General features: G+C 32.0%; 14 protein-coding genes, 8 tRNA genes and 1 other RNA gene. 18 read left to right on the top strand and 5 right to left on the bottom strand.

Annotation, left to right across the window (positions count from 1 at the left end; all coding sequences use genetic code 11):
• Positions 1-226: 226 nt before the first annotated feature.
• The 3 genes from ACZZZA_RS02200 to ACZZZA_RS02190 are packed head-to-tail and all read left to right on the top strand — an operon-like array spanning position 227 to position 978.
• Positions 227-427 carry a hypothetical protein gene (locus ACZZZA_RS02200; RefSeq protein ID WP_056220653.1) on the top strand — a complete coding sequence of 67 codons (201 nt, stop codon included), beginning with the start codon at positions 227-229 and terminating at the stop codon, positions 425-427.
• A complete protein-coding gene (locus tag ACZZZA_RS02195; RefSeq protein WP_463429609.1) occupies positions 408-809 on the top strand; it encodes a hypothetical protein in 402 nt (133 codons plus the stop codon). Before ACZZZA_RS02200 ends, ACZZZA_RS02195 begins: the two co-directional genes overlap by 20 nt.
• Positions 739-978 carry a phosphatase PAP2 family protein gene (locus ACZZZA_RS02190; RefSeq protein WP_463433719.1) on the top strand — a complete coding sequence of 80 codons (240 nt, stop codon included), beginning with the start codon at positions 739-741 and terminating at the stop codon, positions 976-978. Before ACZZZA_RS02195 ends, ACZZZA_RS02190 begins: the two co-directional genes overlap by 71 nt.
• Positions 979-1151: 173 nt before the next feature.
• Here ACZZZA_RS02190 and ACZZZA_RS02185 read toward each other — a convergent pair whose 3' ends face one another.
• On the bottom strand, positions 1152-1556 hold the full coding sequence (locus ACZZZA_RS02185; RefSeq protein WP_056220819.1) for a helix-turn-helix domain-containing protein: 405 nt from the start codon (positions 1554-1556) through the stop codon (positions 1152-1154).
• A 178-nt stretch (positions 1557-1734) separates the two neighbouring features.
• Between ACZZZA_RS02185 and ACZZZA_RS02180 the strand changes: the two genes are divergently transcribed.
• The gene (locus ACZZZA_RS02180) at positions 1735-3603 is read left to right on the top strand and encodes a hypothetical protein (protein WP_463429608.1); all 1869 of its coding nucleotides are present in this window, start codon (positions 1735-1737) and stop codon (positions 3601-3603) included.
• Positions 3604-4441: 838 nt separating this feature from the next.
• Entirely contained in the window at positions 4442-4576 is a 135-nt protein-coding gene (locus ACZZZA_RS02175; protein WP_262483825.1) for a hypothetical protein, read from the top strand.
• A gap of 830 nt (positions 4577-5406) precedes the next feature.
• Here the strand turns inward: ACZZZA_RS02175 and ACZZZA_RS02170 are convergent.
• The 3 genes from ACZZZA_RS02170 to ACZZZA_RS02160 all read right to left on the bottom strand — a co-directional run bounded on the left by ACZZZA_RS02170 (position 5407) and on the right by ACZZZA_RS02160 (position 8330).
• A complete protein-coding gene (locus ACZZZA_RS02170; protein ID WP_202967110.1) occupies positions 5407-6381 on the bottom strand; it encodes a YncE family protein in 975 nt (324 codons plus the stop codon).
• 12 nt (positions 6382-6393) lie between these two features.
• Positions 6394-7359: a YeiH family protein gene (locus tag ACZZZA_RS02165; protein WP_463429607.1), complete on the bottom strand. Its 966-nt coding sequence runs from the start codon at positions 7357-7359 to the stop codon at positions 6394-6396.
• A gap of 77 nt (positions 7360-7436) precedes the next feature.
• Complete coding sequence (locus ACZZZA_RS02160; RefSeq protein WP_027387422.1) at positions 7437-8330, bottom strand: LysR family transcriptional regulator; 894 nt, start codon at positions 8328-8330, stop codon at positions 7437-7439.
• 358 nt (positions 8331-8688) lie between these two features.
• On the opposite strand from ACZZZA_RS02160, the gene ACZZZA_RS02155 reads away from it, so the two are divergent.
• Positions 8689-8937 (top strand): site-specific integrase, encoded by a 249-nt coding sequence (locus tag ACZZZA_RS02155; protein ID WP_027387421.1) that lies wholly within the window; start codon positions 8689-8691, stop codon positions 8935-8937.
• A gap of 564 nt (positions 8938-9501) precedes the next feature.
• Here the strand turns inward: ACZZZA_RS02155 and ssrA are convergent.
• Positions 9502-9900, bottom strand: a transfer-messenger RNA (tmRNA) gene (ssrA, locus tag ACZZZA_RS02150).
• Between the two features lie 159 nt (positions 9901-10059).
• Between ssrA and rpsU the strand changes: the two genes are divergently transcribed.
• The 12 genes from rpsU to ACZZZA_RS02090 all read left to right on the top strand — a co-directional run bounded on the left by rpsU (position 10060) and on the right by ACZZZA_RS02090 (position 13085).
• Complete coding sequence (gene rpsU, locus ACZZZA_RS02145; protein ID WP_034723363.1) at positions 10060-10257, top strand: 30S ribosomal protein S21; 198 nt, start codon at positions 10060-10062, stop codon at positions 10255-10257.
• Positions 10258-10335: 78 nt separating this feature from the next.
• A complete protein-coding gene (locus tag ACZZZA_RS02140) occupies positions 10336-11223 on the top strand; it encodes a tyrosine-type recombinase/integrase (protein WP_463429606.1) in 888 nt (295 codons plus the stop codon).
• Positions 11220-11510, top strand: a complete 291-nt coding sequence (locus ACZZZA_RS02135) for an HPF/RaiA family ribosome-associated protein (RefSeq protein ID WP_463429605.1) — start codon at positions 11220-11222, stop codon at positions 11508-11510. The genes ACZZZA_RS02140 and ACZZZA_RS02135 overlap by 4 nt, the downstream gene beginning before the upstream one ends.
• A 106-nt stretch (positions 11511-11616) precedes the next feature.
• Positions 11617-11690: transfer RNA gene (locus ACZZZA_RS02130), tRNA-Thr, on the top strand.
• A 19-nt stretch (positions 11691-11709) separates the two neighbouring features.
• Positions 11710-11790, top strand: a tRNA-Tyr gene (locus ACZZZA_RS02125).
• Between the two features lie 86 nt (positions 11791-11876).
• Positions 11877-11949, top strand: a tRNA-Gly gene (locus ACZZZA_RS02120).
• 90 nt (positions 11950-12039) lie between these two features.
• Positions 12040-12113, top strand: a tRNA-Thr gene (locus ACZZZA_RS02115).
• A 20-nt stretch (positions 12114-12133) separates the two neighbouring features.
• Positions 12134-12214, top strand: a tRNA-Tyr gene (locus ACZZZA_RS02110).
• A gap of 87 nt (positions 12215-12301) precedes the next feature.
• Positions 12302-12374 (top strand) — tRNA-Gly (locus ACZZZA_RS02105).
• A gap of 40 nt (positions 12375-12414) precedes the next feature.
• Positions 12415-12486, top strand: a tRNA-Thr gene (locus ACZZZA_RS02100).
• A gap of 180 nt (positions 12487-12666) precedes the next feature.
• A tRNA-Ser gene (locus ACZZZA_RS02095) sits at positions 12667-12751 on the top strand.
• Between the two features lie 175 nt (positions 12752-12926).
• On the top strand, positions 12927-13085 hold the full coding sequence (locus ACZZZA_RS02090) for a hypothetical protein (protein ID WP_463429604.1): 159 nt from the start codon (positions 12927-12929) through the stop codon (positions 13083-13085).
• Positions 13086-13130: the final 45 nt, after the last annotated feature.

Below are 13130 nucleotides of genomic sequence, written 5' to 3'. Positions count from 1 at the left end.
TACTAAAAGTTTTCAACACAACAAAATTATGAAATTATTTCTTTTTGATAGTTATAATATGATTATTTTAATTAAGTAAATGCAATAAGAGAGCTGGATTTGTTATCATTGGCAAAGTATGATGGTAATTATTTGATAATTCTTAATAAAATAGAATTTAATATAGCACCTACACTAGCACCTTTAAAAATAAAACTCTGTAAATAAGCAATTTACAGGGTTTTAAGTGGAGTTGGAGGATACGACTATTGCCGACCTTACCGTTGCTGTAGGAGCAGGTCATTTAAAAACAGGAAGCGGCTGCCGAAGCGAGAGGGTTTCAAAATTCAATCAACTATTGAGAATTGAGGAGGAGCTTGGAAGTGCAGCAAAGTTTGCAGGAAATCAAAGCGTTCAAGTAAGGTCTTATGTTAGAAAAAATCAATGATCTCGACACCCAATTATTTCTGTTTATCAACGGAAAGCATAATTCATTTTTTGACCCAATAATGTATTGGGCAAGCGATAAATTATTTTGGGTGCCTTTTTATGCATTTCTTCTATTTATCTTGATCAGAGAATTTAAAAGAAAAAGTGTTTATGTCCTTTTAGCAGTCGCGTTTCTAATCACGATCTGTGACCAGAGCGCATCTCATCTTATAAAAAATGCGGTAAAAAGACTGAGACCATCACACGAACCATCTCTGGAAAATTTGATACATCTAAACAAAGCCGGAACCAGGTGGTCAGTATGGTTTTATATCTTCTCATTCTGCCAACGCATTTGGCTTAGCTACTTTCCTTATCCTATTACTACCAAGAAAATATAATTGGCTCAAATATGTTTTAGGTTGCTGGGCAGTTTTGGTCGCATACAGTCGCATTTACAACGGTGTCCATTATCCTACGGATGTTATTGTGGCAGCATTCTTGGGTATATTATATGGAAGTACAATTGCTTACTTTTCAAAAAAATTCACTTTAGAGAAAAGTAAATAACTTATGTGATGATTTGAATAATTTTCAAGTTCAATATTATATAAGAAATCATACAATGGTACTATTACCAAACTTTAAATAGTAATAATTTTAAATTTAAACTATAAAAAGGCTCAACCAATTTGGTTGAGCCTTTCCTATGAAAAAGTAATTATCCCGAATTACTTATATTTTTATTTATTGATAAGCTTTTCAAGCCTATCCATCATTTCTTCTTTTTCTTTCAACATTCTTTCATACAGAGAAATCTTTTCTTCGTGTAGTTTGATAATTTCTTGCAATGGATTGACATTGTAAGTACCTCCTGAATTACCTATGAATGCTTCATCGTTAAATGTATTTGAAATGATATTAATTGCCTGCTCTTCATCAAAGTTTTGAAAAGCTTCTACCGGAATTTTCAATACTTCAGAAATCTTTTTCAACAAAGGATCTTCAATAATTTCTTTCTGTTCAAGCAGAGAAATTTTCTTTTGATTCCATTCATTAACCAAGTCAAGAGCTAAAGCTTCCTGCTTAATGCCCAGCATTTCTCTAAAGCGTTTTACATTTCGTCCCTGATGTATTTTCTGTTCCATAGCGGTTATCAAATTTTGAAGGCCTAAAGATAAAGCCATTTCTATTAAATCGTCTGAAATGTAAAGTTAAAAAATTATCCTGTAAAATATCCATTTCAGTAGATGTAATATCCAATTTCTGTATTGATTATCCACTTTGGATAACGGTAATTCGTACCAAGATAAAACTTTAAATATTATGAAAAAGAAAAAAATAGATTTTGAAGCTGAGTTCTGGGACAGCCATCAAAAGCATTCCTGTTTGACACTGATAGATGCATTTTTTCAGATGGATTTTCTGTCCGCTGTAAGAGAAAGACTAAATGATGTGATAAACTATTCAACGAAATCCGAGTGTTTCTTGAGGCTATTTACTTCTACTTTAATGTCGAAAATCACAACTCAAAAATTTAATAAAATGAAAACTTCAAATCAACTTTTATTCTCAAAACTCGAAAACGAATTTTTAGAAGATGCCATCAAACAGCTTAACCAAAATTATATTATCATTCAGATATTTTATAACAAAAGCATACATTCTCAGGATTCCCATCTAATTATACATTTGGAACACAAGACGGATATTGATAACTTAAAACAAAAACACTGGATCAAAAAAGCCTACTCTGAACATAAAGTACACATCCATTTATTTTACAATACTCAACTCCATCAAAAGTTTGATTCAGGACATCCCTTTGTCGAATTTTACTGCAAACCATCAGCCTTGATATATCAAAATGAGCAGTTTGGAAATCACCTTTTGATTGACAGAAATTGGAAGAAGTTTAATAAAAAGTTTGAAAATTATAAGGAAAGATTTTACAACGATCACAATATATTGCTGTCTCAAACCCGTGAATTTATTAAGGATGAATCGTTTGTAAGTGTTTTCCTCAGCTATGAAAAGGTGATTAGGTATGACTTGGAATATCTTGAAAATCTATATAAAGGATCTTCCTCTGATACAAAAAACCTGCACGAGCGTATTTATCATTTAATACCCTACGCTCCTGAGATTCAAAAATATTTTATAAAACAAAATGGAAAGGAGTACTATCTGATCAGTTTATTTGACAAAGCAAAAATGTCAGCTCGTGAGGATGAACTTATGTATGATAATGAATTCTTTGAAGCCATCGGCATTGCAGAAGAAAGTATTTTCAGGATGATAGAAATACGCTTAGAAGAGTTAAAAATACACATCAAAAAATCAACTAGTAATATTGCAATACATACGGAAATAGCGGATGATTTGGTACATCAGAATGATAAAATCCTTGATAAGGCGGTTGAAGTAATTGTAAAATCTGAAAATACAGAAGAGATTTACCTATTTCATAAATCTACATACGGTAATAGTAAGATTTATTATCTGCTCGTAATTGCTCATAATGTGAGTAACGAAAAACTGAAAGATATACAGTATTATCTCAGAAATAAATCTGGGAAACAATATGATTTTGTATTGATCAGTCACGACCGATATTGGATTCAGCAACACCTATACAAATACCAAAATTTCTTTGCAAACATAATGCAGGGTAAAAACAGGATTTATGCTTCTAATCAATATCATCCTGAGCCACATTGGCAGTTTCCATATATTCTGGAACAAGACCTGAATTGTTATTATAAATCAGCAAAAGGCAATGGCTTACAGTTTTTAGCTATTGTTGGAAATGAAAGCGGAAACCATCAGGGAATACCTTTTCTTTTCGCTTTATTCTTCCTTTCGTTTTGCAGAACCTACATTTTTGTAAAGCTTTGCTATATGCCTAATTATTTGTCCTTTCAATCATTGTGGCAACTATGTCTATACGGCAATCCTGATCTGATACGCTATCAATATTTATTTGATGGATTCCTGCTGAAAATTATTCCAACTTTGGAATACCATAAGATTCTGCGCCATAAGTTTACTTGTCTTGATAAGGAAGTAGTGGATCAAATGAAAACTCTTGTGGAAAAGCTGATGAATGAACTTGATGAATTGGTCAAAAAAGAAGGATTTATCGATAAAATAAAAAAGGATTTTGAAAAATTTACATCTGAACTACATATGTAGTAATTGAATGTAAAAATCGGTGGTAGTGTTCACCGATTTTCAATTTTAGGGAGCATAAGTTCAGCTCCAACCGACCGTAGATTTGATTATACAAAAAAAGAGGTGAAAATAATGGAAGAGACAGAAAAGGATGTGTAAAATTGCGTCAAGAAGTAGGCTTAAATCTTTTCTATTTGAATATTATGGTATCAAGTGATCAACAAAACGTACTACTGAAGGTGTAGAAAAATAAGAACTTAATAGTAGACCCATAAAATAGTGTTATAGTGGATTTTAATTTTAAAATCAATGCTTTTGCTTTGTATTAAAGTATTCCTTACCTTCGTAATCGAAGACAAAGTCTCTCGCACTGCGAGGGGCTTTTTTTGTGGCATATATCAAGATATTTTGGTTTAAAAGAAGTTTTTAACGGGTGTCGATATCTTGCAGAACAGACTGTATTGCGAAAATTTATCTTCAAATTATAAATAGTGCATCACAACTTTATTTAAAGTTATGAAATAATATGTAAAGCCTTTATTAATATTAATTACAGAGAAGTGATAATTTATGTCCTTTCAGAAAATATTTGACTTTGGAAGTTTGAGCATTGATTTTTTTAGAGGAGCTGGAGGAATTTAGCAAACTTACTTTTAGTAAGGTCAAAGATAGAAAAGAGAAATTAATCAAAAAGGCAAAAGGTTAAATGGCTTGTATTTTAGTGCCGGCAGTTTTTCCGGATGAAAACCCTGAGCAATAAAATTGTTTAAAAAAGTTTTCTCCAAAAGTGATCTTTTGAGAATAACGTTAATATTTATAATAGAGACAAATTAATTAAAACAAAATAAATTTTTAAATTATGATTAGTACATTTAGTATTGTAGTGGTGATCGGATTGTTTATCCTTTTCACAGTGGGAATTCTCGGAAAGAGAAAATTTAAGGGATTCATTGAATATGAATCTTTTAAAATGGGGATTGAGGCGGAGGATTAACCGTTTTAATTTTAGATCAGGTTGGACTTCTGATCTTTTTATTTCACTGAATTATGTTTTTTTACAGAAAAACGATCGTTTTTTGAGATTATTTTAATTTCACGGTTATTTTTTCAACTCTATTCATAAAAATACAGACTTTTAAAATGGCGAAAATGATTAAAGAATAAAAACAAATCTGCGAAAAAATTGCTTCAAGAAATGTACACTAATTGTAATAATAGCTAATACCACTACCAGTTATAGAGTGTTCAGTAAATCAAAGTAAACCCAATAATTGCTATTGACATTAATAATCCAAATGTTCTTGGTAATAAAAGCAATAACATTATAAAAGAACATCCGACTAAAAAGAAACATATCAAAACAAAATGTATCCAAATATTAAAATCTTATCCTTGCTTCTCTTGTTCCAAAAAATTATTAAAAAAATGGCTAAAATTGAACTACAAAATAATGTAAAAGCTAACCACTCTTTGTCTGTATTTATAAAAGCGAATATGAATTCGCCTTTCAAATTAGAATAAAATTCAATCATCCTAATTCTTCAACACGTTTTTTAACTTCGGGATTGTCCTCAAAATATTTTTCGGTAAACCTCAATACTTTTGTCTGGTTCGTATATGTATGGCGAAAATTTCACTTTCAGTTGTGTTGTTAAAAAGTGGTTAAGGTTCCGCCGCTTCTCGTCAGTTGCCAAGTTCGGAACTTTTTATTTTCTGTTAAAGATAAAAATTCTTGCGAAACGCAAACGAGAACTTACCACAAAATTCGCAATTGCGAGAAACGGCTGTTAGTGGATAGCCCTTTTACCTTTTTTAGGAAATTTATTAATTCTGAATACTATATATTATTTTCTTTTCAGAAAGATTAACTACACTAATAGATAAATCTTTGTTTAGTACAAATACATTTTTACCGTTTTTAGAGTAAACAATCGCTTGTCTTGGTTCATTAAATCCTGTTATCACTCCAATATTAGTTAGTGTTGATACATCAATTATTGAAAGAGAATTATCTTCCTTATTTCCACTCAATAAAATGTTTTCATCTGAAGATAATGATGCGCCATAAGGATCTTTGCCTACAGAAATTGTTTGAGCGATTATACCTGTATTTAAATTAACTACTGCAATGGAATTGGAACCACTATTAGCAGCAAATAATGTTTCACCATCTTTAGTAATAGAGATAGCTCTTATTTTGCTAAAACCAGTAATAGTTGTATCGATTTTTAAAGTTGCTGCGTCCACAACCGAAATAGCGTCGCTGGCAAAATTGGTCACGTAAATCTTTGTATTTGTTGCGTTTAATTTAATACCTTGTCTTGGTTCGGCAAAACCTGTTATTATTTTTTTTACCGATTTACTTGAAAGGTCAATTACCGTTACGGTATTTGTTGCCTCATTATTAATATAAATTTCTTGACCATTGTTGCTAATTGCTGAACCAAATGCTCCAAAGCCTACCGCATATTTTTCAATGATTTTAAATTTCTTTGTTTCCAGTACAGTTAAAAATCCGGTACTGCTGTCAGTGATGTAAAACTTCATTCCATCAGGCGAAAAAATGATGTTTCTTGGACTAATGAATCCAAATATCTTTTTTATTAATTTATGAGATTTTAGATTATAAACACTTACGAAATTTACGTCGCTGTTTGATGCTAATGCAATATTTTCGGTTGGACTTATTGCTAAAGAATTATTTTTTATGTTACCGTCAAAGATTTGTTGCGCTTGAGTTTTGGTAGCAATAATACTAAAGAATAGTATTAACATTCCAATTTTGAATTCATTTTTCATATTTTTAATTTATTAGTTTGTTAAAGTTGTTACAGCCCAAAGTGCAGCAGTTGCTATAATCACCCATAGAATTACACCTTGAATTAATGGTTTAAATCCAACAGAAGATATTGTTTTTCTGTTCAATCCACATCCTATTAAAAACAAGGTAAGCGTTAATCCTGCTTTTGCAATATTAGTTAAATAATGATTGTATTGTTGAACAAAAGGAATATAGGTATTTGCAATCATTGCAAGAACAAATAATCCAATAAAGTAAGGAATTTTTATTTTACTTTCTTTATTTTTAAAAATAAAAGTTGATAAAAAAGCAACAGGAATTATCCATAATGCTCGTGCTAATTTAACAGTTGTAGCAATCTCTAAAGCTTGCGAACCATATTTACTTGCTGCACCTACAACTGAACTGGTATCGTGAATAGCAATTGCACACCACATTCCAAATTGTGATTGTGATAAATTTAACTGATGCCCAATAAAAGGAAATAAAAATAAGGCTGCAGAATTTAGAATAAATATGGTTCCTAATGCAACCGATATCTGTTTTTCCTCTGCCTTTATTACAGGAGAAATAGCAGCAATAGCACTTCCACCACAAATGGCTGTTCCAGCTGATATTAAATAAGAAGTCTTTTTTTCTATCTTTAAAAACTTACCCATAAAGAAACCAATTACTAATGTTCCAATAATAGAAACTATTGTAAATAAAATACCTTCTTTACCCGCTTTTAATGCACTTGTAACATTCATTCCAAAGCCCAAACCAACAACAGAAACCTGTAACAATATATGAGTTGCTTTATGATTTAGATGTAAATATGGATGTCCAATAAATTGCGCAATTATTAAACCCATAAGTAAGGCAATCGGCGGTGATATTAATGGAGACAAGCAGAGTACAACTGCTAATAAAAAAATCACTTCTCTAGTGGTTATACTTTTGTCTAATAAATTTTTGAATCCTTTTTGATTTTCCATCTTACTTTATATATTATTGTTAGTACAAATTTCTTGAAATAAAGGATATGTTGGAAATTGTAAAAAGTTATGCGTCATTACTTAAAGTTATAATGATTGGCAAATTTCATAAATAATTCAGGTAAAGCCTCAACTTGACCTTGTTGTTGGATAAAGTAAAAATTCCTTTCGATAGACAAATGTTGAACATCTATTATTGTAAATTTATTTTCTCTAAGTTCTTTGTATATGGAATGTAATGATATAAAAGCCATAGTGTTGCTGTGAAGTATATAGTTTTTAATACTTTCAGTGCTGCCTAATTGCATTTCAATTTTTAAATCTGAAATTTTTACATTCAAAGATTTTAAATGATGTGCAATTACTTCTAGTGTTCCTGATCCTTGCTCGCGAAACAAGAGAGGAATGTTTTTTAGCTCATCAATAGTAATGTTCTGTCTTTTTGAGAGAGGATTTGTGCTATTTGAAACTAAAACAATTTCGTCTTTGACAAATTCGGTATATTTTAGATAGGCTTTTTTGGATTTTCCTTCTATGATACCCAAATCAATTTCATTTTTTTGCAGCGCAATTTCAATTTGTTCTGTATTATTAGCTTCTAAAGAAACGATAAGTTGGTCAAATTTTTTATGAAACGATGCTAAAATTTCAGGTAAAAGATATTGAGCAATTGTTGTACTCGCACCAATTCTTAATTTTCCGTTGAAATTTTGAGAAAGAGAATTAATTTCAAATTCTAAATTACGATAGGTTTCAAATATTTTTTCGGTATGAGAAAATAATATAATTCCTGCTTTTGTTAATTTTACCTTTGAGCCATTTCTTTCAAAAAGTTTAGTTTTCAGAAAACTTTCAATTTCTTGTATGTGTTTTGAAACTGCTGGCTGCGTAATAAATAATTCTTCGGCAGCTTTTGTAAAATTAAGTCGTTTTGCTACTTTGTGAAATACTTGTAAACGAAAATCAAACATTATTATAGGATTAAGTTATTTTACTCATTTTTTCTTGAGTTCTCCAAGGGTTTAAATATACGCATTGCGCCAATACGAAATATATAATGTTGCGCTTATTCTTTTATATATTTTATTTAAGATTCTGTTTGTTAGTTGATTAAATATTGAATAATTTTTGGATAAACGCAATTATATGATGAATGAAAATCTGACCGATCAATTCATAGTGATCCTTCGAATGCAACGATATGCCGAGAAAAGTATTAAGACCTACGCTTCACATCTCAGCTATTTTCTTAAATTATCTTCCAAACATAAACCGGAAAATATAACCTAACAACAACTTGAAGATTTTATTGTCTGGCTTGTCGACAAGATGAAGATAGGGCAATCATATCAAAAAGCAATGATCGCCACTATTACCAAATTTTATAAGGAAATCTTCAACCGCCAGATCAGTTTAAAACATCTCTATCCCAAACGCAAAGAACATAAATTACCGAAATTTCTTACCCTTGAAGAGGTGAAACAGGTATTGGATGCTACGGAGAATTTAAAACATAAAGCTATTCTTACCACAATATATTCGTGCGGTCTGCGTCTTAGCGAGGTGTTGGAATTGTAGATCTCTGATATCAAAACTAAAGATCGTCTCCTGCTGATCCGCCAGTCTAAAGGAAATAAAGATAAATTAAAGAGAAAGATACTATATCTCTTTAATAGTAAATTTATGAGCCATAAGTTCCAAGACGGAACTAAAAACAAAGTAAGTCTATTAAAAGAAAATATTTGAATATAGCACAAATTAGAAATCTCAAATATCGTATTCCCCTTTTTGTTCCCCCTTAAAATAAAAAACTCTTTGTTAACAGTAGTTACAGAGAGTTTTAAGTACCCCAGAAGGAACTTTTATTTGTAAAGACAGTAGAGAATTTATTCGAGGGCTCTATACTTAGACTTCAATAAGAATGTAGATTTGTTGGTGAATTTTTGCTAAATGGTTTCTATGGGGGAAAAGTAAAAGGCCTCAACAGATACTCTATTAGATAAAACGACTTCCTTTTAGTGATAAGAATAAATCTTTGCCTCAAATTTTTTCATATAAGAGAAATATCCTATATTTAATATTAGCACCTAATCTAGCACCCAAAAATAAAAAACCCTGTAAATCAATAATTTACAGGGTTTTAAGTGGAGTTGGAGGGATTCGAACCCTCGTCCAAACAAGCAATACATAAGATTTCTACATGCTTATTTTACTATTGATTTTCGACTGGAGGCAGAGAGTAAACACCCAACTTCCAGCTTATCTTCTGAGGTTTTCGAGTTTTAGCCGAAGCATTTAAAACCTTATTTCTGCATTACTATATCTCAGAATCAAACGCCGCAGAACAGAGCATTTGTGAGACATCTTGCTTCCTTACTATCTTCGGGAAAGCGCTTGAATCTTACTTTATTCGGATTAAGCTGCAAGAGCGAACTCTTCGTTGCCAGTTAAAAGTTTGTAGCAAGGGATTAAAGAGATCGCGCTACGGTTCTCTGCATGCTTACTTACCCATTGGTCTTGCTGTCGAAACCAGTCAACCCCATGTTTTAGTAACAACAAAGATACAATATTTTCTTTAAATTGAATTCATATTAAAGTTGCTTTTAGGAAATTTGAAAAATTAATATCATTTTTAGTTTAAAATAATTTGCTTATCAAGAAAAAAGTTATACTTTTGCAATCCAAAATGAGATGTAAATTATGTTAATAATACCTGTAAAAGATGGTGAATCCATCGATAGAGCACTGAAAAAATACAAGAGAAAATTTGATAAGACTGGTACAGTTCGTCAATTAAGATCTAGACAAGCTTTTATCAAGCCTTCTGTAACTCTTAGACAATCTAGGCTGAAAGCAGCTTATAAGCAAAGAGGATTAAGCAAGGAAGAACAAGCTTAAGGAATTTTCTTAAACACATACTAAATCACTTCTTAAATAGTTATATTTGAGGAGTGATTTTTGTTTTATATATACATTATGCGAGAGAAGTTTTTAGACTATCTACAGCTCGAAAAGAGGTATTCGCCTCATACCATTACAAGCTACCGTAAAGATCTTGATGATTTTTACTCCTTTTATCTTAAAACGGAAGGTTCTGAAAATATTGTCAAAGCCGATAAAAAAATAATCAGAAATTTTATCGTTGAACTCAGTGAGAATAATATTTCAAAAAGAAGTATCAATCGCAAGTTGTCCTCACTCCGCAGTTTTTATTTATTTCTTTTAAGATTAGGCGAAATAGAAGTTTCTCCTGTGGAAACTGTCAATTCCCTTAAATTTTATGCAGAAAAACAAATTCCCATGTCTATGGAGGAAATGGAGGTGCTTCAGGATGAGATTCTTGTCAATGTTAATGATATCTTAGAAAAATGCATTGTTGAGGTTTTGTATCAAACAGGAATCAGAAAAGCTGAGCTTTGTGGCTTAATATTTGAGAGTGTAAACCTCGAAGAAGAACAATTGAAGATTCTGGGTAAAGGAAATAAAGAACGGTATGTTCCTATTTCTCCCGACTTAGCGAAACTACTTAAAAGCTATTTGGAAATCAGAAAACCTCACGAAGATTTTAAACAATACTTCTTTGTCAACAGAAAGGGGAAAAAACTGACAGAAAAATTTGTTTATGTAGTGGTTAATAAGTACCTTAGTCTTGTTACTTCGAAGCAAAAAAGAAGTCCACATATCCTGAGACATAGCTTTGCTACGCATGTTTTGGATAATGGGGCAGAGATATCTAAAGTAAAAGAAATATTAGGGCATTCTAGTCTCGCAAGCACTCAGGTGTACACGAATGCTAATATAGAACAGTTGAAAAAAGTGTTTAATCAAGCTCATCCAAGAGCTGTTAAAAAAGAAGAATTATGAAGATTTCAGTACAAGCAATCGGCTTAACTCCACACGAACCATTAGAGTCGCACGTTGACAAAAAAGTAAGTAAGCTTAATACGTTTTACGACAAGCTTCAGGAATGCAAAGTATTCTTGAAAGTAGAAAATAATTCAGACAAAGCCAATAAGACAACAGAGCTTATCTTGGTCGTTCCGGGTGACGATATTGTTGTAAAAAAGACAAGTACAACTTTTGAAGATAGTTTAGATCAATGTGTTGATGCAGCTAAGAAACTGTTAATCAAGAAAAAAGAATTAGCTTAGAAAATAAATTATAAAAAGTTTATAAAAAAGTTTGAGATTTCAAAAAATCTGTTCTATATTTGCACTCGCAAAAAGGAATAATCGTTTTTTGAAATCTTTTTTATTTGCCTCCGTAGCTCAGCTGGCTAGAGCAGCTGATTTGTAATCAGCAGGTCGTGGGTTCGAGTCCCTCTGGAGGCTCAATTAATATAAAATATCTGGGGAGATTCCAGAGTGGCTAAATGGGACTGACTGTAACTCAGTTGCTTCGGCTTCGCAGGTTCGAATCCTGCTCTCCCCACATTTTATATTAAAAAAAGACTTGCAGATTTAAAAGGATTTTCCTAAGTTTGCACAGCGTTTACCAATAGTTTTGGAAACAAAATTGCGGAAGTAGCTCAGTTGGTAGAGCGTCAGCCTTCCAAGCTGAATGTCGCGAGTTCGACCCTCGTCTTCCGCTCAATTTCACACCACATTGGCGTGATTTTTTTTAACTGCTGATGCAGCACAGGGTAGAGTTTCTCTGATGGCTTTCAGTTTTTATTAAATTGCCTCCATAGCTCAGTTGGCTAGAGCAGCTGATTTGTAATCAGCAGGTCGTGGGTTCGAGTCCCTCTGGAGGCTCAATTTAATATAAAATATCTGGGGAGATTCCAGAGTGGCTAAATGGGACTGACTGTAACTCAGTTGCTTCGGCTTCGCAGGTTCGAATCCTGCTCTCCCCACATTTTATATTAAAAAAAATGTACAAGTTTAAAAAGTTTTCTTCTCAAATTTGTACAGCGTTTACCAATAATTTTGGAAACAAAATTGCGGAAGTAGCTCAGTTGGTAGAGCGTCAGCCTTCCAAGCTGAATGTCGCGAGTTCGACCCTCGTCTTCCGCTCAAAAATCACTCTTTTACAGCGTGATTTTTTTCTTTTAATGCCGACTTAGCTCAGCGGTAGAGTGCTTCCTTGGTAAGGAAGAGGTCACGGGTTCAAGTCCCGTAGTTGGCTCAACTTTCATCCCGATTTCTTCGGGATATTTTTTTTCTCAAAATTTCATTTTCGTGTATTTAATTCCAAGACTTTTAAACTGAGCGAAAATCTTTCTTTTAAAATTTAGACATATATTTTGGAGATTCAAAAAAACATATTATATTTGCACCACCAAAACAACGACATCATAGTAGTTATGGAGAGATGGCAGAGTGGTCGATTGCGATAGTCTTGAAAACTATTGACTGTAACAGGTCCGGGGGTTCGAATCCCTCTCTCTCCGCAAGTTGAGAAACTAAAACACAAAAAGCCTTTAAATAGTAATATTTAAAGGCTTTTTTGTGTTTTTTGGTATATCATAATAATTCAAATAAAAACAAGGTAATTCGGTGAGCAAAAAATAAAAATAGGACTCACTAAATTTAATCATACAGTCATTTATAAGCGAATTACTGTTGATGGAAAACGAGTGGAAATCTCTGCAGGAAAAAACATTCAAAACTTCCGAATGGAATTCCAGTCAGGGAAATTTCACGAAAGCTCTCTCAAGTAAAACCTTAAATTCATTTCTTGAAAGCCTACAAACCAAATATTCGAATATAGATATCTTTAAATAATTCAACATATAACAGTTTATTCTCTTTCATTTATCCTATAAAAAT

The sequence above is a fragment of the Chryseobacterium sp. AC405b genome, from assembly GCF_979258685.1.
The sequence above is the reverse complement of the archived record's forward strand: the minus strand, read 5'-3'. Positions and strand labels throughout refer to the sequence as shown.

Bases quoted from the DNA above. Each gene is read 5' to 3' on its own strand.
- ACZZZA_RS02170 (WP_202967110.1), bottom strand. From the start codon at position 6,381: ATGAAAAATGAATTCAAAATTGGAATGTTAATACTATTCTTTAGTATT.
- ACZZZA_RS02140 (WP_463429606.1), top strand. From the start codon at position 10,336: ATGCGAGAGAAGTTTTTAGACTATCTACAGCTCGAAAAGAGGTATTCG.
- ACZZZA_RS02180 (WP_463429608.1), top strand. From the start codon at position 1,735: ATGAAAAAGAAAAAAATAGATTTTGAAGCTGAGTTCTGGGACAGCCAT.
- ACZZZA_RS02160 (WP_027387422.1), bottom strand. From the start codon at position 8,330: ATGTTTGATTTTCGTTTACAAGTATTTCACAAAGTAGCAAAACGACTT.
- ACZZZA_RS02195 (WP_463429609.1), top strand. From the start codon at position 408: ATGTTAGAAAAAATCAATGATCTCGACACCCAATTATTTCTGTTTATC.
- ACZZZA_RS02165 (WP_463429607.1), bottom strand. From the start codon at position 7,359: ATGGAAAATCAAAAAGGATTCAAAAATTTATTAGACAAAAGTATAACC.
- ACZZZA_RS02090 (WP_463429604.1), top strand. From the start codon at position 12,927: ATGGAAAACGAGTGGAAATCTCTGCAGGAAAAAACATTCAAAACTTCC.
- ACZZZA_RS02185 (WP_056220819.1), bottom strand. From the start codon at position 1,556: ATGGAACAGAAAATACATCAGGGACGAAATGTAAAACGCTTTAGAGAA.
- rpsU (WP_034723363.1), top strand. From the start codon at position 10,060: ATGTTAATAATACCTGTAAAAGATGGTGAATCCATCGATAGAGCACTG.
- ACZZZA_RS02155 (WP_027387421.1), top strand. From the start codon at position 8,689: ATGAAGATAGGGCAATCATATCAAAAAGCAATGATCGCCACTATTACC.
- ACZZZA_RS02135 (WP_463429605.1), top strand. From the start codon at position 11,220: ATGAAGATTTCAGTACAAGCAATCGGCTTAACTCCACACGAACCATTA.
- ACZZZA_RS02175 (WP_262483825.1), top strand. From the start codon at position 4,442: ATGATTAGTACATTTAGTATTGTAGTGGTGATCGGATTGTTTATCCTT.